The sequence below is a fragment of the Corynebacterium sp. 32222D000AT genome (genome assembly GCF_053546955.1).
Genome location: NZ_JBPPVW010000009.1, coordinates 29,643 through 46,425 on the forward strand (window position 1 = coordinate 29,643; position 16,783 = coordinate 46,425).

At 66.4% G+C, this 16,783-nt stretch carries 19 protein-coding genes; 7 read left to right on the top strand and 12 right to left on the bottom strand.

The annotated features are described in order from the left end of the window. Positions 1 to 5: 5 nt before the first annotated feature. From ACEE23_RS07020 to ACEE23_RS07045, 6 genes are all read right to left on the bottom strand, one after another. Positions 6 to 608, bottom strand: a complete 603-nt coding sequence (locus ACEE23_RS07020) for a MogA/MoaB family molybdenum cofactor biosynthesis protein (RefSeq protein WP_448872539.1) — start codon at positions 606 to 608, stop codon at positions 6 to 8. A 37-nt stretch (positions 609 to 645) separates the two neighbouring features. Continuing rightward, on the bottom strand, positions 646 to 2,040 hold the full coding sequence (locus tag ACEE23_RS07025; RefSeq protein ID WP_448872541.1) for a S1C family serine protease: 1,395 nt from the start codon (positions 2,038 to 2,040) through the stop codon (positions 646 to 648). A 203-nt stretch (positions 2,041 to 2,243) separates the two neighbouring features. After that, positions 2,244 to 3,794 carry an ATP-binding protein gene (locus tag ACEE23_RS07030; RefSeq protein ID WP_448872543.1) on the bottom strand — a complete coding sequence of 517 codons (1,551 nt, stop codon included), beginning with the start codon at positions 3,792 to 3,794 and terminating at the stop codon, positions 2,244 to 2,246. After that, positions 3,791 to 4,489, bottom strand: coding sequence for a response regulator transcription factor (locus ACEE23_RS07035; RefSeq protein WP_448872545.1), 699 nt, complete (start codon positions 4,487 to 4,489; stop codon positions 3,791 to 3,793). Before ACEE23_RS07035 ends, ACEE23_RS07030 begins: the two co-directional genes overlap by 4 nt. Positions 4,490 to 4,741: 252 nt before the next feature. After that, complete coding sequence (rpmF, locus tag ACEE23_RS07040) at positions 4,742 to 4,915, bottom strand: 50S ribosomal protein L32 (protein WP_070767890.1); 174 nt, start codon at positions 4,913 to 4,915, stop codon at positions 4,742 to 4,744. A gap of 15 nt (positions 4,916 to 4,930) precedes the next feature. Further along, positions 4,931 to 5,200: a type B 50S ribosomal protein L31 gene (locus ACEE23_RS07045; protein ID WP_070767891.1), complete on the bottom strand. Its 270-nt coding sequence runs from the start codon at positions 5,198 to 5,200 to the stop codon at positions 4,931 to 4,933. Between the two features lie 664 nt (positions 5,201 to 5,864). On the opposite strand from ACEE23_RS07045, the gene rpmB reads away from it, so the two are divergent. The 6 genes from rpmB (at position 5,865) to ACEE23_RS07075 (ending at position 8,644) form a co-directional block, all read left to right on the top strand. Next, positions 5,865 to 6,101 (top strand): 50S ribosomal protein L28, encoded by a 237-nt coding sequence (gene rpmB / locus ACEE23_RS07050; RefSeq protein WP_070767892.1) that lies wholly within the window; start codon positions 5,865 to 5,867, stop codon positions 6,099 to 6,101. 2 nt (positions 6,102 to 6,103) lie between these two features. Next, positions 6,104 to 6,268 carry a 50S ribosomal protein L33 gene (gene rpmG / locus ACEE23_RS07055; protein ID WP_005279910.1) on the top strand — a complete coding sequence of 55 codons (165 nt, stop codon included), beginning with the start codon at positions 6,104 to 6,106 and terminating at the stop codon, positions 6,266 to 6,268. Between the two features lie 3 nt (positions 6,269 to 6,271). Then, a complete protein-coding gene (rpsN, locus tag ACEE23_RS07060) occupies positions 6,272 to 6,577 on the top strand; it encodes a 30S ribosomal protein S14 (protein WP_070767893.1) in 306 nt (101 codons plus the stop codon). A 15-nt stretch (positions 6,578 to 6,592) separates the two neighbouring features. Further along, positions 6,593 to 6,841, top strand: a complete 249-nt coding sequence (gene rpsR / locus ACEE23_RS07065) for a 30S ribosomal protein S18 (RefSeq protein WP_070767894.1) — start codon at positions 6,593 to 6,595, stop codon at positions 6,839 to 6,841. A 216-nt stretch (positions 6,842 to 7,057) separates the two neighbouring features. After that, positions 7,058 to 7,831 (top strand): hypothetical protein, encoded by a 774-nt coding sequence (locus ACEE23_RS07070; RefSeq protein WP_448872551.1) that lies wholly within the window; start codon positions 7,058 to 7,060, stop codon positions 7,829 to 7,831. Positions 7,832 to 7,918: 87 nt separating this feature from the next. After that, complete coding sequence (locus tag ACEE23_RS07075; RefSeq protein WP_296204451.1) at positions 7,919 to 8,644, top strand: TetR/AcrR family transcriptional regulator; 726 nt, start codon at positions 7,919 to 7,921, stop codon at positions 8,642 to 8,644. Here ACEE23_RS07075 and ACEE23_RS07080 read toward each other — a convergent pair. From ACEE23_RS07080 to ACEE23_RS07105, 6 genes are all read right to left on the bottom strand, one after another. Continuing rightward, positions 8,641 to 9,495, bottom strand: a complete 855-nt coding sequence (locus ACEE23_RS07080; RefSeq protein ID WP_448872553.1) for a hypothetical protein — start codon at positions 9,493 to 9,495, stop codon at positions 8,641 to 8,643. The two genes, ACEE23_RS07075 and ACEE23_RS07080, sit on opposite strands and share 4 nt — an antisense overlap. 82 nt (positions 9,496 to 9,577) lie before the next feature. After that, positions 9,578 to 10,414: a hypothetical protein gene (locus ACEE23_RS07085; protein ID WP_448872555.1), complete on the bottom strand. Its 837-nt coding sequence runs from the start codon at positions 10,412 to 10,414 to the stop codon at positions 9,578 to 9,580. After that, a complete protein-coding gene (locus tag ACEE23_RS07090; protein ID WP_448872557.1) occupies positions 10,411 to 11,091 on the bottom strand; it encodes a hypothetical protein in 681 nt (226 codons plus the stop codon). The genes ACEE23_RS07085 and ACEE23_RS07090 overlap by 4 nt, the downstream gene beginning before the upstream one ends. A gap of 117 nt (positions 11,092 to 11,208) precedes the next feature. Beyond that, the gene (purH, locus tag ACEE23_RS07095; RefSeq protein ID WP_448872559.1) at positions 11,209 to 12,750 is read right to left on the bottom strand and encodes a bifunctional phosphoribosylaminoimidazolecarboxamide formyltransferase/IMP cyclohydrolase; all 1,542 of its coding nucleotides are present in this window, start codon (positions 12,748 to 12,750) and stop codon (positions 11,209 to 11,211) included. Positions 12,751 to 12,792: 42 nt separating this feature from the next. Further along, on the bottom strand, positions 12,793 to 13,461 hold the full coding sequence (gene purN / locus ACEE23_RS07100) for a phosphoribosylglycinamide formyltransferase (protein ID WP_448872561.1): 669 nt from the start codon (positions 13,459 to 13,461) through the stop codon (positions 12,793 to 12,795). A 40-nt stretch (positions 13,462 to 13,501) separates the two neighbouring features. Next, on the bottom strand, positions 13,502 to 15,214 hold the full coding sequence (locus ACEE23_RS07105) for a cell division protein PerM (RefSeq protein ID WP_448872563.1): 1,713 nt from the start codon (positions 15,212 to 15,214) through the stop codon (positions 13,502 to 13,504). A gap of 493 nt (positions 15,215 to 15,707) precedes the next feature. Between ACEE23_RS07105 and ACEE23_RS07110 the strand changes: the two genes are divergently transcribed. Then, a complete protein-coding gene (locus tag ACEE23_RS07110; protein WP_448872565.1) occupies positions 15,708 to 16,466 on the top strand; it encodes a M23 family metallopeptidase in 759 nt (252 codons plus the stop codon). The last annotated feature ends 317 nt before the right edge of the window (positions 16,467 to 16,783 follow it).

The window sequence follows — 16,783 nt, forward strand, 5'->3', positions numbered from 1 at the left end:
AACGCTTAGTCCACCGAGTACTTCTGCAGCTGGTCGACCAGGTGGTGCACCAGCGGGGTCAGGGTCGCCATGCCGTCGCGGATGGCCGCGCGGGAGGCGGCGACGTTGACGACCACCGTGGACCCGGACACGCCGGCGATGCCGCGGGAGGTGCAGGCATCGACAGCGCCGCAGGCCTGGCCGGAGGACCGCAGGGCCTGGGCGATGCCCGGCACGAGCTGGTCCAGCACAGTGCGGGTGGCCTCCGGGGTCTTGTCGCGCGGGCCCACGCCGGTCCCGCCGACGGTCAGCACCAGGTCCACGCCGCCGACCACGGCCGTCTCGATCGCCTGGCGAATCTTCGACTTCTTGGAGCGCACCACCACTGCCCCATCGACGCGGAAGTTAGCCTCGGCCAACAGCTCCGAGCACAGGCGCCGGTTATCTTCGGCGTGCTGCTCGGGGTGGTCCGTCACGATGACGATGAGCGCGCGGCGCTGGGCGTTCATGGACTCCTCGCGCTCTTGGGCCAATAGGTAGGCGTCGTCCGGACCGGCGATGTCGCGAAGGTTGTCGCGGCTATCGGCGAGCGTGGCTGTGCGGTCGGATTCGCTGGCGTCTACAGGCATTGTTCTCCTTAACGGTGGTGCGGCTTTGCGCTTTAATCTACTCGCTCGACAGCGTTACCTCTACCTGTCGAGTCTCCTCAGTGTCCGGATTCATCACTTCCAGGGTCACTGTCGCCCCGAAGTCTTGGGAGCGGGTCGCGGCGATGAGGGTATCCGAGTCCTCGATGGGGCGATCGCCCAGGCGGGTGATGACGTCGCCGGCCTCGATACCGGCCTCCGCGGCCGGGCTGCCCTCCTCCACCTTGACCACCGGCGCACCCTGGGTGAGGTTGCGGCCGTCGACCTGCACGCCCAGCATCGGGTGCTTGACCTCGCCGTTGTTGATGAGCTGGTCCGCCATGCGTTTGGCGAAGTTGGAGGGGATGGCAAAGCCCAGGCCGATGGAGCCGGCTTCCTGCCCGGCTGAGGAGGACAGGGAGGCGATGACGGAGTTCATGCCGACGATGTTGCCGTTCATGTCCACCAGCGGGCCGCCCGAGTTGCCGGGGTTGACGGCGGCGTCGGTCTGGACGGCATCGATAAGCGAGGGCTCGCCGCCGGCCTGGGAGGCGCGCACGGGCCGGTTGACGGCCGAGACGATGCCGGAGGTCACCGTGGCGTTGAGCCCCAGCGGGGAGCCCACGGCCACGACCTGCTGGCCGACGTTGAGCTGGTCGGAGTTCGCGAACTCCAGGTACGGCAGGTTCTCGGCGTCCTTGATCTTGATGACGGCGACGTCAGTGTTGGCGTCGGAGGCCACGACCTCCGCGTCCTTGCGGGAGCCGTCGTTCATGGTGACCTGGATGGCGCCGGCTGACGAGCCCTCCGCGCCCTCGACGACGTGGTGGTTGGTCAACACGTAGCCGTCCGGGGAGATGACAGAGCCCGAGCCTTCGGCCGCGCCGGCCCGGGTGACCACCTGGATGGCCACGACGGCGGGCAGGACCTTCTGGGAAACCTCTTCGATGGAGCCCTCGGCCGGCGCCGGGGCGGATTCGTTGTTAGCAGGCCGGTTGAGGACCTCGTTGACGGTGGACGTCGAATCCTTGCTGTCGGAGCTGCCCACGACCGCGCCGGTAAGCCCGCCCACGCCTACGGCTGCGACCAGCATCATGGCCAGCGCGGTGCCCAGGCCCACGGAGCGTTTCTTCTTGGGCTGCTCGGCGACGGCGCCAGGCGCCCCGGGCTGGCCTTGCGGCTGGGCCTGGGTTTGCGCCAGCGGGTGTGGCTGTGCTTGCGGCTGTGGCTGAGTCTGGGCCTGCGGCTGAGCATGCGGCTGCGGCTGGCCCCACTGCGCGTCGGCCGACTGCCACGACTGGGTGGTCTCCGTGGGCTGCGCGTCCGAGGTGCGCGGCTGGTTCCAGCCCTGCGACTGCGACTGGTGCTGCCCCTGCTGACCGTAGGGGCTCGACGAGCCGGTGGGCTCGGCGTTATGGGGATTGTTGTTGTTCATGGCCGTAGTATCCCTCCCTGACCTTTGGTGCCTCTGACACTCGACTGCTAACAGCTTAAGAGTGTCTGACAGGTTGCTGTATGGGCCTCGATCTTAGTGACAAGTCCACAATTCAGCCACCGCCCAGGGCACGGGATTGTGTCCGCTGCCTGCGGCTAGTGCGGCACGTTAAGGCGGGCAACGCTAGCGGGGGGCGGGCGCTGCTAGCGCTGGTTGAACCAGCGCTTGGCGAACTCGCGCCCGCGCCGCTCCGAGGCCGAGGAACCGTCCAACCCGGCGGTGGCCGGGTCGGGGTGGGACATGGCATCGTCAGCCGGCCAGTCCGGAGCCGGAGGGCTGCCCGGGAAGAGGATGTCCATGCGCGTGCCGTGGTCATCGGAGTCGCCGATGGTGATGGTGCCTTTGTGGCGCTCGACGACCTGGCGCACGATGGCCAGGCCCAGGCCCGAGCCCGGCATCTTGCGGGCCTCGGCGGAGCGGTAGAAACGCTCAAAGACCTTCTCGCGTTCGGCCTCCGGGATGCCCACGCCGGAGTCGTCGATGCGCAAGCGCGCGGTCTTTTCGTCGACGCGCTGCAGGCGCACGCGGACCGTGCCCGCGGCCGGCGACCACTTGGCTGCGTTGTCCAAAAGGTTGAGCACCGCGCGGCCTAGCGCGAAGGGATCCCCGATGAGCGTCCAGGGCTCGAGCTGGACCTGGAACTCGACGTCGGGGCGGCGCCGGCGGGCCCGCTTCAGAGAGGAGGCCACGACCTTGTCCAGCGCGACCGGCTCCATCTCTTTGTCCATGGCGTCCTCGCGGGCTAGGTCGACCAGGTCCCCGATGAGCTCGGATAGCTCCGACATCTGTGCCAGCACGTCGGCCTCCAGCTCGGCGCGGTCCTGCTCACTGAGGCTGTTTGCGGAGTTGGACTTGTTGAGCATCATCAGCAGCTCGATGTTGGCGCGCATAGAGGTCAGCGGGGTCTTGAGCTCGTGCCCGGCGTCCGCGACGAACTGCGACTGCTTGATGCGCGATTCCTGGAGCGCATCCAGCATGCGGTTAAACGCTACGGCCAGCTGCGCCACGTCGTCGGTGCCCACGACGGAAATCGGGCGCAGGTCTCCGGTGCTGGCCACGTGGTCGATGGCGCGTTTGAGCCGCTGGATGGGGTGCAGGCCGGTCTGGGAGACCCAGACGCCGCCGGCGATGGCGAGCAGGATGCCGATGGCGAAGACCGCGACCAACACCGTGGCCACGATGTCGATGAGGTCCTCGGTATCGGCGCGGGAATCGGTCAGAACCACCCAGGAGCCGTCGTTGGCACGCAGGGAGACCATGTGCATGTCCCCCTCCCGCTCCGCGGTGACGGCGTCCGTCGGCAGGGCTTGGTCGTCGCCGTAGGACGGGCCGTCGCTCGCCGGGGAGACCGTGAGCTTAGCCTGCGGGTGCACGGCCTTAAAATTCTCTATCTCGTGTCGCAGGTACTCAGGGTCGTCGTTGGACTGGGTGCGCACGAGCATGGCCTGGGCGTAGGATTCCAAGGCCTCGTCGTCGGCGGCACGGAGGCAGGCCGCCACCGCCCCGTAGGAACCGGCGCACATGATCGCCGAAGCCACCGCGACGATGAGCCCGGTCAGGATGGCTAGTCGCCAGCGCAGGGAGGTGCGAGAGGCCCACGGGCGTGAGCTTCCCGTGTAGACGGTCGGCTCATCGGGGGATTTGTCGGGCGGAGCGGAAGCCTGCGCCCGAGACACCGGCTTCCGAGAACTCACGGGGTGTTCTCTCGCAGCACGTAGCCGACGCCACGGACGGTGTGGATAAGCCGCGGCTCACCCTCGGCCTCAGTCTTTTTACGCAGGTAGCCAATGTAGACCTCCAGCGCGTTGCCCGAGGTGGGGAAATCATAGCCCCACACGCTTTCTAAAATCACGTCACGGGCGAGCACCTTGCGCGGGTTTGCTAACAGCAGCTGCAGCAGCGCGAACTCGGTGCGAGTCAGCGAGATCATGCGCTTGCCGCGCCAGACCTCGCGGGTATCGGCATTGAGGTAGAGATCCTCGAAGGCCAGCTTCGATTCCTTTTCCGGCGTGGCCTGGATGGGCTCGGCCGCCGCGCGCCGCGCCAGTGAGCGCACGCGGGCTAGCAGCTCCTCAAGCGCGAAGGGCTTGGGCAGGTAATCATCCGCGCCGGCGTCCAGCCCTGCCACCCGGTCGGAAACGCCGTCGCGGGCGGTCAGCACGAGGATCGGGCGCTCCCAACCCTCGCTGCGAAGTGAACGGCACACCTCCAGGCCGTCCATGTTCGGCATCATCACATCGAGGATCATCAAATCCGGGGATTCCCGGTGCACCGTCTCGACCGCCTCAACGCCGTCCGCGGCCAAGATGACCTGGTAGCCGTTGAAGCTCAGCGAACGGCGAAGCGATTCACGCACCGGCTGTTCGTCGTCCACCACGAGAATTTTCATGGCTCAATTATGTCCTAAGATGAGTCTTTCCAGAAACCCAGAAAGTAAAAGTAATTTTATTGTAATTTTATTAAGGTTCTGAGCCTAATTAAGGATCGAACAGGGGTACACTTAGCTGCAAAAACAACGCAACGCCCCCACAAACCTGAGGGAAAGATAATAAGAAAAGCGCCCCGGCTACCCTTATTCGGGGTAGCTCGGGGCGTGAGAGGCCGGGCAGCTACCGGTCCAGCCTTATCGTCCTAAAAACTCTTAGAACTGCTCCACGTCGACCAGGCCGAGCTTAGCGGCCTTGACCAGGCGGCGCGGGATACGCACGGTCTGGCCGTCGATGGTGACTTCCTGGAGGTCGACGTTGTCGGCCTTCCACTGGGAGCGGCGCGAGCGGGTGTTCGCGCGGGACATCTTGAACTTAGGAGTTGCCATTTTCTTCTACCCTCCTTACGCGTTCTTCTTCTTGCGGCGAGCCATGCCACCGAAGCGCTGGTTGAAGCGCTCGACACGGCCGGCGGTGTCCATCACGCGCTGTGCACCGGTCCAGAACGGGTGCGACTCGGCGGTAACGTCGACCACGATGAGCGGGTACTCGTTGCCGTCCTCCCACTCAACGGTGCGCTCGGAGGAGGCGGTGGACTTGGTCAGGAAGCGGGTACCAGTACCGGCGTCCTGGAAGACCACCGGGTGGTAATCCGGGTGGATATCTTTCTTCATGCGAATTCCCTCAGGGTTGAAACTTCGGGTCGGTTCCTCACTATCGCCGGAGCCTAAAAACTAGGCCTAGGCGGCGGGGATCGTGCCCGAGTTGGGTTTTCTAACGGACAAACAGCTACCGGCGGAGCCAGCCCGCGCGATAGCAACTCGAATTATCATACAGCCGACCTGCCCTTTTCCCAAATCTCCCAAGGCGTCAAACCACATGCCGCCACAGCAATCACAATCACCCCGCCCACCACCGCCGTACAGCAGGCTTGTGCAGCCGACCCATGCTGCAGGCCTCCCCGGGCGACAGAACCCGCGAGGAGCTGCAAGGAGCTGCGCGCCGAAAGAGTGCGCAGAAGCGCCGGCAAACTAATTTCGAAGAAGGGAAGAAGGGATAGAAAGAGATAGAGGTATAGCGGGAGCGTCTAAGCCCCGAAGGCGCCGTGAACTGTCGCCGGAGGAAGGCTCGCACGAGGCGATTAGGAAATTCGGACGCTAGGAGGTAAGGTTTTCCCTTGCTGTTGTCACAATGTACGTTTACGCCCCGTCTACTGCAATGAAACGGCGTGATTTTTTAATCGCTCATCCTCACATTCCGAGCGGAGCAAGCCTTTGAGGCGCTCGATCACGTGGTTTTGGTTAGCCAAGATGTGGGCGGCTAGGAGAAAGAAGACCCATGTCGGCTATTTGCCAGGTAACGGGCCGCAAGCCGCAATTCGGCAAGCAGGTCTCGCACTCGCACCGCCGCACCTCGCGCCGTTGGAACCCCAACGTGCAGCGTCGTCGGTACTACCTGCCCTCTGAGGGCCGTACCATCACCCTGAATGTCTCTACCAAGGGCATGAAGATCATCGACCGCGACGGCATCGAGTCCGTCGTCGCCAAGATCCGAGCACGTGGGGAGAAGATCTAAAGATGGCACGTAACGATATTCGTCCGATCATCAAGCTGAAGTCCACCGCGGGCACCGGTTACACCTACGTGACCCGTAAGAACAAGCGCAACAACCCGGATCGCATCACTCTGAAGAAGTTCGATCCGATCGCCCGCAAGCACGTCGAATTCCGCGAGGAGCGATAATCAATGGCTAAGAAGTCCAAGATCGCTAAGAACGAGCAGCGCAAGGAAATCGTCGCCCGCTACGCGGAGCGTCGCGCTGAGCTCAAGGCAATCATCAAGAACCCGAACACCTCGGACGAGGACCGTTTGGAGGCACAGTTCGAGCTGAACCGTCAGCCGCGCGACGCTTCCAAGTCCCGCATCCGTAACCGTGACGCCCACGATGGTCGTCCGCGCGGTTACCTCCGCAAGTTCGGCCTGTCCCGTGTCCGCATGCGCGGCATGGCTCACCGCGGTGAGCTGCCGGGCGTTCGTAAGTCCAGCTGGTAAAGGGGAATTGCAACAATGAAGCGCAATAACCACAAGAAGTTCCGGATGGAGCAGACTCGCCGTCCGAAGAAGAACCCGTTGAAGGCAGAGGGCATCGAGAAGGTGGACTACAAGGACACCAAGACCCTCCGTCTGTTCATCTCTGACCGCCACAAGATTCGTTCGCGTCGCGTCACCGGTCTTACCCCGCAGCAGCAGCGTCAGGTTGCTACCGCGGTCAAGAACGCTCGCGAAATGGCTCTCCTGCCGTTCACCACCCGCTAAACAATCAAGTAGCAGGGTTTCAACAGCGCACTTTTGCCGCTGGCAAGTGTGACACGGTAAAAGAATCTTAAACCAAACGCCGTCGCCGGCACCCCGCCCTCCCCGGGCAGGGTCGCCGCGGCGGCGTTTGGCGTATCCGGAGCGCAACCCCGCTCCCACCACCCGTTAGACTGTAGACAGATTTCATCCACCCCGCATAAGAAAGGCGCGTTGCTTATGGCCTTGCACCCGTCACTAGTCGAACTCGCCGAGGAGGCGGGGCGCTGCGAGTCCCTGCCCGCCGCGCGCGGCATCCTTGCGGAGTCCCACGAGCTGGCCCGCAACGCCCTCCACCACCGGGCGGACGCGCAAGAGCTGGCCGCGTGGTACTCCCGCGTGATCCACGGCGTGGTCTACTCCCCCGCGGTCGACTCCCCGGTCCGCCTGACCGGCCCCATCGCCCGCGGCGACGGCCTGCCGGGCCTGCCCGTGGACTACTTGGGCCCGGCTAACCTGGACTTGGACGACCTGTTGTCCTCGGTCGATATCGAGCCGCGTGCCGTAGAAGACGCGCTGATCTACCGCGCGGATGCGGGCCTGACGTTGCCGGAGGAGGCATCGGCAGCGCTGCTGCGCCAGGCGCTGGGCACGCAGCCACCGGCGCTGCAGTTGGTCAACGGCCTGCCGGACCCGGATGCGGCCGTGGACATCCATAACTTCCTGCTGGTGCCCATCGCGTCTGTGGCCCGTTGGGCGGCACCCGCGCCGCGGCCGACGGCGGACCGGCTGGCCATCGGCACGGAGAAGCAGCTGCTGACTCCCGCCGAGGGCGAGGCCCTGACGCTGGCCTGGCGCACGGGCCTGGAGCTCTACCTGCGGGCCTGGCTCAACCACGCGGGCACCCGTAGGCAGCGCCTGGCGGACCTGCCGCCGTTGGACCGCACGGCCTACGGCTCGGCGTGCCGGACGGTGTCGGCAACATTACAGGGTATTGCCGCCCGCGCGTCCTAGCGCGATGGCCTTTAAGATATAAGGTTGATATGTTCTTCGGTTCGTTGATGTCCTGCTCTCAGGCGAAAGGGAAGGTGTTTTAGGTCTATGGCTGGTGCAGTTGGCAGGCCGCGGAAGAATTCTCCGCGACGTCGGGGTAGCACCGCGCGCGAAGAGATCCTGGACGCCTCCTCCGAGCTGTTTACCACCCAGGGCTTCGCCACGACCTCGACCCACCAGATCGCCGAAGCCGTCGGTATCCGGCAGGCCTCGCTCTACTACCATTTCCCGTCGAAGACCGAGATCTTTCTGACGCTGCTGAACTCGACCATCGAGCCCTCCCTCGACCTGGCCGATGATCTCGCGCAGCTGGAGACCACCCCGGAGCTGCGCCTGTGGGCGCTGGTGGCCGCGGAGTCCCGCCTGCTTTTGACCAGCGGCTGGAACGTCGGCCGGCTCTACCAGCTGCCGGTGGCGAACTCGGAGGAATTCGCCGAGTACCACCAGTCCCGCGCGCGCCTGGAGCACCATTTCCAGACCTTCGCCGCGGCGTTGGTCGGCGAGCAGGACCCGCGCATCACCCTGCCGTTCCACATCGCGCTGTCGGTTATTGAGATGCGCGGCAACGACGGCACTCCCCCGTTCGCGGCCTCGGATCAGACCGTGCCGGAGACCGCCGTCATGCTTGCCGATGCCTCCTTAGCCGTCCTCGGCGCCGAACTTCCCGATGACCGCGTCGCGGCCACCCTGAAGCTGCTCGAGTCCCGCTCAGACTCCATCTCCGCGGCCGCCGCCGCTGCGGCCGACCGGCGGAAGAAGAAAAAGAAGCGCTAGTCCCGCGGCCCCTCGACCACTTCGCGGGTCTGGATCTCGCCCTTGCACCAGCGTCCCACGGCCCCGCTAAACAGCAGGGCACCGACGGCGATATGGGCGACAAATGGCAGCGTGAACATGACCCAGTCCGCGGCGCCGAAGCCAACCATCACGAAAAGCTCCACCACCGCAAAGCCGAGGGTTTCCACCGCCAGCAGCACGTTCTGGCCGCCGCGGGCGGGATACAGCACGTCGCGGAGCACGCGCCCGGCCCAGAGGATGTTCACCAGGACGAAGACGGCCAGCACCAGCAGGTAGAGGCTGTTGAAGGACGTGTCCAGCAGCGCCGCGAACTCGTCGAAGACCCCGCCGCGGCTATAGGCGGTGCTGCCGGCGCTGTCGACGGCGAAGATGACGGCCATGCACACGAAGCCAACCAGCAGCACCGCCGGCACGACGGCCGCAATGGCCAGCACGGTCTTGACCACTCCCGGCGCAGCACCAAAGCGCGCCAGCGGCGCCCCGGTGGGCTCAACCTCGGCGATCCGGCGGGTGACGGTGGACAGGGTCTGATACCGCGGCTTCTCCTCCGGGGCGACCGGGAATTGACCGCGGTCGGCCAGGTGGATGAGGTCCCCGATGCCCATCGGGCGGGCCGCGCTATCGGCGAGCCGGGCGTCGTACTGGGCGCGCCGGCGCTCCTCGCCCAGGATGGCCCGGGCGGTGGCGGTCTCGTGGAAGCGCGGGTCGGACATCCCGGCGCCTTGGTCCTCGAGAGCCTGCAGGGCGGCGCTGAGCTCGGCGTTAAGCTGGTCCGAGGACTCGCCCGGGTTAAGGCCCAGGCTCTCGTAGAGGTTATAGTGCTGCGTCATGCCGTGTGGGCCTCCTTAAAGCTCGTCTTTCCTCCCTACAGACTAGGCCTTAAGCCTTTTACGTCCTGCACCCGGGAGGAGACTAGGCCGCCGAGTCGGTCTTCTCCCCGGTCAGCAGGTAGACCAGGTAGTCGAGCTGCTCCTGGGCGGCCTCATAGGTGCCGTCTGCGGGGCGGGAGAATACCGCCATGCCCACCTCCTTGCCGTCCAGCTTCACGTGGCCGAGCTGCACGACGCTGTAGAAGCCGTCATCATCCGGCCCCCAGCCGCCCTTGATGGCCGCGCCCGGGATAGCCCGCAGCCCGTAATCCTGCAGGGGGTCCGGGGTCTGCATGGCCTCGATGACCGCGTCCGCGTCATCAACCTCCGGCAGTTGCGCGGCGAAGGTGGCCTGCTCTTCCAGCCCCCACTCGGTCTGGCCGAAGGGGGTAAAACCGTCCCGGGTCAGCTTGCCCTGGACCTTAGTGACCGTGTCGCCGCCCTCGCGCAGCACCGCCTGGGTCTGCTCCACGGCGGTCTCGGCCGGCCCCAGGCTTCCCCAGAGCGCCTGCGCGGAGTCGTTGTCGGAATAGGTGATGGCGGCCTCGACGAGGTCAGGGCCCGCGGTGCCGGCCTGGCAGGCGGCGATGGCAATCGGCACCTTTGCCGTCGACCAGGCCGCAAACCCCGTGGTGGTGCCGGCGCTAATGAGCTCGTCGGGGGTGGCCACCGCGACGCCGACGTCGCCGCCGAATTTATCGGTGGCGGCGGCTACCGCGCGCTTGAGCGCTTTTTCGTCGAGGCCGTCAGGGAAAGCCGCAGCGCGTGCCGCGGTGGTATTTCGCGTCGGCGGCGTCGAATCCTCAACCTCGCCGCCGCAGGCTACCAGCAGGGCGCTGGCGGCGAGACCGGAGACGGTGGCGGCCGAGCGCTTGTTCACGAGATATTCACCACCGCGCCGTCACCGCCGCGGCAAATAACCGCGGTCGTGTCGCCGGTGCACTGCATCTTGTACCACTGCCCCGTGACAGGGCTGTAGGCCTCCACCGGCGTGTTCGGATCGCCGGACTGGGCGAAAGCTGCGCTAAAAGCGGAATAGACCGAGTCCGCAAAGGACGCAGAGGTCTGGTTGTTGCCAGGCGCGGCGGAGCGGTATCCCTCTGGCGCCGGTGTCTCGCGGGTCGGCTCACTGGCGCGCGTCGTCGGCGCGGCCGCGGCCGCCCGGTCGCTCGAGCGGGACCCCGATGAGCGCGCGGAGGACGAAGCCGAAGACGATGCAGACGAGCTCGACTCCGCGGCGGAAGAGGCGGCGGCGGAGCTGCTCGTTTCCGAAGAGGTCTCCGAGGTCTCGGCCAGGCTGGACGAGCTGGCCGCGGGCGCGGGCGCGGGCTCGTCCTCGTCGGTGGACGACATCCCCAGCCACCCACGCTGGAGGCTCAGCGCAGCGATAATAGCGACCACGATGATGGCCGCAAGAATCCCGAAGGCACCGATGAGCGCGCCTCGTCCCGGAGCGCGGCGTGGCTCCTCGCCCGCGCTGACCACCGGCAGCTCCGCGGTGACCGGCTCCTGAGGATCATTCCCCGGGCCGGGTCCCGCTCCTTGCGTGTGCGCCATGTTTCTCCCTTGTCTAGGTCTGCGATTAGTAAATCTAACACGTACCTAGCCCGCGGGCCCGGCCTGTACACATAAACGGCCGCAGGCGGGCCCGCTCAGGGAGCTACTCGGGCAGCTCTAGTGGGCGAAGTGGCGGGTGCCGGTGAAGTACATCGTCACGCCGGCTGCCTCGGCGGCGGCGATGACTTCCTCGTCGCGGATGGAGCCGCCCGGCTGGACGACGGCGGTCACGCCGGCATCAATGAGCACCTGCAGGCCGTCAGCGAACGGGAAGAAGGCGTCGGAGGCAGCGAAAGAACCGCGGGCGCGCTCCTCGCCGTCCTCGCCCAGGGTGTTGGCGCGCTCGACGGCCAGCTTGGCCGAGTCCACGCGGTTGACCTGGCCCATGCCCACGCCGACGGTGGCGTTGTCGCGGGCCAAAAGGATGGCGTTGGACTTGACCGCGCGGACGCTGCGCCAGGCGAATTCCAGCTGGGACAGGGCCTCGGAGTCGAGCTCCTCGCCGGCGGCCAGGGTCCAGTTCTCCGCCTGGTCGCCCTCGGCCTGGTAGGCGTCGACGTCCTGGACCAGCACGCCGCCGGAGATCGGGCGTTCCTCCTCGGCGGCCTCGTCGCGCTCGGCGCGCAGGATGCGCAGGTTCTTCTTGGTCTGCAGCAGCTCCAGGGCATCGTCAGCGTAGCTGGGGGCGATGACGACCTCGGTGAAGACCGGCTTGATCTGCTCGGCCATCTCCAGGGTGACCTCGCGGTTGGCGGCGATGACCCCGCCGTAGGCGGACATCGGGTCGCAGGCGTGGGCGGCCTTGTGTGCGGCCGCGATGTTCTCGTCGTCGGCGCCAATGCCACAGGGGTTGGCGTGCTTGATGATGGCTACGCACGGGCGCTCGTGATCCCAGGCGGCGCGCCAGGCGGCGTTGGCGTCCTGGTAGTTGTTGTAGCTCATCTCCTTGCCGCCGAGCTGCTCGGCGTTGGCCAGGCCCTTGCCGTCGCGGTTGCGCACCACGCGGGCGGCCTGGTGCGGGTTCTCGCCGTAGCGCAGGGCGGTCGTGCCGGAATCCGCGTCCGCGCCCTGGGTGCGGAACCAGCCGGCAACGTCCGCGTCGTACTGGGCGGTGTGGGAGAAGGCCTCGGCGGCGAGCTGGAAGCGCTCCTGCTGGTCGAAGCCGCCGTTGGACAGCGCGTCGATGACGGAGTCATAGCGGTTCGGGTTGACCACGACGGCGACCGAGGCGTGGTTCTTCGCCGCGGCGCGCACCATGGACGGCCCGCCGATGTCGATCTTTTCCACGCAGGCGTCGTAATCCGCGCCGGAGGCCACCGTCTCCGCGAACGGGTACAGGTTCACCACGACCAGCTGGAAGGGCTCGATGTCCAGGTCCTTGATCTGGGCGAGGTGGTCTTCCTTTCGGGTGTCGGCCAGGATGCCGGCGTGCACCCGCGGGTGCAGCGTCTTCACGCGGCCTTCCAGGCACTCCGGGAAACCGGTCAGCTTCTCGACCGGGGTCACGTCGATGCCCAGGTCGGCGATCCGGCTGGCGGTGGAGCCGGTGGAGACAATCTCCACGCCGGCATCGGCTAGGGCGCGAGCCAGGTCTTCCAGCCCGGTCTTGTCGTAGACGCTAATCAGCGCGCGTTTGATGGGCTTGCGTTCGTCGCTCATGGATTCGTCTTGCCTTCCTGACAGAAAAATAGACACCAAAATTTAGCAATCAAAGGTTATACCGCCCGCGGCGGCGTCCGCGCCGCGCACCGCAGCGCGCAGCACGCGGACAATCAGCTGCCGTTCCACGACCTTGATCCTCTCGTGGAGGCTGGCCTCGTCATCATCGGCCAGCACCCGCACGGGCTCCTGGGCGATGATCTGGCCGGTATCCACGCCAGCATCAACGTAGTGAACGGTGGAGCCGGTGACTTTCACCCCATCCGCCAACGCATCCCTGACACCGTGCGCGCCTGGGAAGGCGGGCAAGAGTGCGGGATGCGTATTAATAATGCGGCCGGCGAACTGGTCGAGGAAGTCCTTCCCCAGAATCTTCATGAACCCGGCGGAGACCACCACGTCGGGCTGGCCCACCGCGGTGGCAAGCTCCCGGTTCCAGGCGTCTCGGTCCTGCCCCAGCGGCACGACCTCGCTGACGATGCCGGCTGCTTCCGCGCGTTCCACGCCCTGGCAGGGCTTGTCGGCGACGACCTTGACCACGCGGTAGGACTCGTCCTGCGAGTCCAGAATCGCCTGAAGCAGTGAGCCGGTGCCGGAGACCAGCACGACGACGCGCAGGGGCCCCGATGCCGCGGCGTCAGTCACGCCCGCCGGCTGGGCCTGATTGTCGGAGTCAATGAAATCAACAGAAGCATCTGCGGGTGAAGTCACGCCTAACAGACTAGCCCCATAGGGTAGGCCCGCGGAACTTTCAGTCCTTTTGACTTCCCCCACGCGCCACCCCATCGGCCGGATCAGCAGCCTCATCCAGCCCCTCATCGGCACTACCTTCGGCCGCTTCCGCCCCGGTCGAGGCAGCCGGCTGCTCCGCCTGCTCGGCGTCCCCGCCCGCCCGAGCGGTGGCGTCGGCTTCCTCGGCGTCGATGCTCTCCGGAGCAGCATCCGGTTCGGACTGCGCCGCGTCTTCCGCGTCGTCGGCGTCGTCAGGTTCCACAACCGCCGCGTCGGCAGCTACGTCTGCGTCGGCAGCGGTGTCCGCGCCGGAGCCAACTTCTTCCGCAGCGTCCGCGCTATCCGCGCTATCCGCCCGGCTAGGGGCCTCTGCGCCGGACTCCATCTCGGCGGCGTCCGCTTCACGGGCGGGTGCCTCATCGGCGCTCGGGGAGGCGGCATCGGCAGCCGGCGCGGCAGCCGGCGCGGCAGACGGTGCTTTGGCTCGGCTGTTCTGCCACAGGCTAATGCCCCAGGCGGCCAGGCCGATGACCAGGACCCAGACGACGGCCAGGGCGCCGGCCATGGCGACCATGATGCCGGTCGCGCCGTAGACGCCGACCTCGCCGGTGGTAAACGCGGCGAGCAGCGCCACGCTGAGGCCGGCCAGCACGGAGGCCTCCACCGCCGTGCGCGGGCTGGGGTTCTTGCCCCGCCACGCCCAGGCGGCGGCCGCGCCGGCCAAGACGAGCAAGACCAACGCCCAGGCGGGCGCGCTGCCCGGGATAACGCCCACTAGCGGCAGCGGCGGCAGCGGCACCAGGTGGATGCTAAACAGTGAGACGCTGGCCTGCCCCATGTGGAACTCCGCCCCCAGCAGGTTCGCCCCGGCCACCAGCGCGGCATTGGGCAGGTAGAGCAGGCTCAGGCCGTAGAGGGCGGCCGCGCCCGCCGCGGGCAGGTTCGGGTAGGAGTTAAGGATTTCGCCCTGGCGCTGCCAGCCGAACAGACCGACGACCAGCAGCAGGGCCAGGCCGGCCATGAGCAGCGCGCCGATGAAGCGGAAGGCCACCCGGGCGCTAGCCACCACCGTGACCGGCAGGCCGTAGCGCTTCAGCAGCGCGGTCCACAGGCGCGGGCCCATACCAAGTGCCAGCGCGACGAGGTGGATGACCGCGACGCGCAGGACGGCGACGGCCAGGTTCGGGGCGGCAAGATCGTAGACCTTGCCGGCGTCCCAGAGCATGAACCAGGCCACGAGCGTTATCAGGACCGGCACACCCACGGCGCAGGCCAGCAGCAGCAACAGGTCGTTGACGCTGACCTTGTGCTTGACCGCGCGGTGGATGCGCCCAGCCAACAACCACACCAGTCCGATGGCGGGAAGGAAGGGCAGCACGGAGATGGTGTTGCCCCCGGCGTGCACCGGCACGAGGTTGAGTACCATCCAGGCCTCACCGATGATCGAGGGCAGCCAGGCCAGCGGCGCGCTGGAGAGCAACACCGAGGCCAGCGCGATGACCACGATGGTGCCGATGACGGCCAGGTTCGGCACGCCGACGGTCAGCAGCATGCGGATGAGGCGGGCCTTGGTCCCCGTCGCCTTCGGCGCGGTGCGGGACCGAGCTTGCGCACCAGCGCGGGAGGCCACGCGGGCAGCCGGCTGGGCGGCACTGGAGGGGCTGGTGCGTCCGCGGGCCTGGCTGCGCGGGCCCGACGACGACCGCGAGTGGGGGCTGGTGTTCTTATTCATCGCCTCTACCTTGCCACGCCACCGGCACCTTTTCGGGTTGGCACGGCCCACCGGCGGCGAATCCCCTGCCCCGACGGGACACCGGCGGCAGGGCGCGTCGGGGTCCTATATATACTGTATTAACCCTCACGTAGAACTTTAGAGATTTCGGGTTTTCAGTATCTCTTAGTACTTGCCCGTAACGGCCCGCCGAAACAAACTTCCGCCCCGCTATCGGCCCGCCGGTGGGTTCCGGTAGTGTTACGGGAGGGGCGGGAGTCATCAATGCTCGACCCACTCCCCCGGCGATGTGACTTAGAAATTTCCTGCATTGACGTGTGAAAACCCCCTCACGGCGGTTTTATAACATCGATTTAGCTTGCTTGGCCCTGTGCGAACCGCTATTGTTACCAGACGTTGGTAACAAGAAGGTCACAATCGTGTAACCTTGAGCGAGATTAAGTAACGCGGAAGCAGCGTTACACGATTTAAGACAAGTACGGGAAGAAGTTTAATGCGAAGCAAGACCCAGCGGGCTGGCGTGGGACGCCACCGCAAGACCACTACCTCGCAAACTGCCAAGGGCCGCATCGCCCTGGTAACCGTGGCTGCCGGTGCGGCCTCCACTGCGGGCGTTGGTGGCGCCGCAGCTGCTCAGCTGCAGGCTAACGCCGATCACGAGACCAAGGCCCAGAGTGTCGACTACGACCTGACCACGGACTCCAACGAGCTGGCCGAAAACGGCGCAGCCGCCGTGGAAAACGCCGCCCCGCAGATCCTGGCGATCGCCGAGTCCAAGCCGGTCGACAACCTCTCGGAGCAGCTCAACAAGGCCATCGAGGCCGCCGACGCCCGCATCGCCGCGGACGCCGCCTCCCGCGCCCCCTCCATCGTCAAGCCGGCCGAGGGCGCCTACACCTCCGGCTTCGGCGCCCGCTGGGGCGCCATGCACAACGGCATCGACCTGGCTAACGCCATCGGCACCCCGATCGTCGCCGCCATGGACGGCATCGTCATCGACTCCGGCCCGGCCTCCGGCTTCGGCAACTGGATCCGCATCAAGCACGAGGACGGCTCCATCGCTGTCTACGGCCACATGGAAACCCTCGACGTCGCCGTCGGCGACCAGGTCCACGCCGGCCAGAAGATCGCCGGCATGGGTTCCCGCGGCTTCTCCACCGGCTCCCACCTGCACTTCGAGATCCACCCGGACGGCAACACCCCGGTCGACCCGATCCCGTGGTTCGCTGAGCACGGCATCAACATCTCCTAGAAGCCGCCAACTTCTTTCCCACCGCAACGCCCCTCGCTGCACCGCGCAGCGAGGGGCTTTTTGCTACCCCCAGGTGCCACCCCCACGTTCGCCACATTAAAAACATCTGTAACTTTAGTCGCAATTACAACACGCGCAACACGCTGGCATGTTCGATTGTTTTCGAACAAACGTGGCCTTCTACCTGCTCTTTTTGGCGTTGCGCTCCCCCGCCAACCGGGCTAACTTTTAGTTCGTTGCCTTTCGGCGGCCCCGCCGGCCCCTGTGCTGGAGCGTGCCCCTCGTGGTACTGCCCGCTGACTGGCTCGCCACCACAT

Bases quoted from the DNA above. Each gene is read 5' to 3' on its own strand.
- ACEE23_RS07020 (WP_448872539.1), bottom strand. From the start codon at position 608: ATGCCTGTAGACGCCAGCGAATCCGACCGCACAGCCACGCTCGCCGAT.
- ACEE23_RS07025 (WP_448872541.1), bottom strand. From the start codon at position 2,040: ATGAACAACAACAATCCCCATAACGCCGAGCCCACCGGCTCGTCGAGC.
- ACEE23_RS07035 (WP_448872545.1), bottom strand. From the start codon at position 4,489: ATGAAAATTCTCGTGGTGGACGACGAACAGCCGGTGCGTGAATCGCTT.
- rpmF (WP_070767890.1), bottom strand. From the start codon at position 4,915: ATGGCAACTCCTAAGTTCAAGATGTCCCGCGCGAACACCCGCTCGCGC.
- ACEE23_RS07045 (WP_070767891.1), bottom strand. From the start codon at position 5,200: ATGAAGAAAGATATCCACCCGGATTACCACCCGGTGGTCTTCCAGGAC.
- rpmB (WP_070767892.1), top strand. From the start codon at position 5,865: ATGTCGGCTATTTGCCAGGTAACGGGCCGCAAGCCGCAATTCGGCAAG.
- rpmG (WP_005279910.1), top strand. From the start codon at position 6,104: ATGGCACGTAACGATATTCGTCCGATCATCAAGCTGAAGTCCACCGCG.
- rpsN (WP_070767893.1), top strand. From the start codon at position 6,272: ATGGCTAAGAAGTCCAAGATCGCTAAGAACGAGCAGCGCAAGGAAATC.
- rpsR (WP_070767894.1), top strand. From the start codon at position 6,593: ATGAAGCGCAATAACCACAAGAAGTTCCGGATGGAGCAGACTCGCCGT.
- ACEE23_RS07070 (WP_448872551.1), top strand. From the start codon at position 7,058: ATGGCCTTGCACCCGTCACTAGTCGAACTCGCCGAGGAGGCGGGGCGC.
- ACEE23_RS07075 (WP_296204451.1), top strand. From the start codon at position 7,919: ATGGCTGGTGCAGTTGGCAGGCCGCGGAAGAATTCTCCGCGACGTCGG.
- ACEE23_RS07080 (WP_448872553.1), bottom strand. From the start codon at position 9,495: ATGACGCAGCACTATAACCTCTACGAGAGCCTGGGCCTTAACCCGGGC.
- ACEE23_RS07090 (WP_448872557.1), bottom strand. From the start codon at position 11,091: ATGGCGCACACGCAAGGAGCGGGACCCGGCCCGGGGAATGATCCTCAG.
- purH (WP_448872559.1), bottom strand. From the start codon at position 12,750: ATGAGCGACGAACGCAAGCCCATCAAACGCGCGCTGATTAGCGTCTAC.
- ACEE23_RS07105 (WP_448872563.1), bottom strand. From the start codon at position 15,214: ATGAATAAGAACACCAGCCCCCACTCGCGGTCGTCGTCGGGCCCGCGC.
- ACEE23_RS07110 (WP_448872565.1), top strand. From the start codon at position 15,708: ATGCGAAGCAAGACCCAGCGGGCTGGCGTGGGACGCCACCGCAAGACC.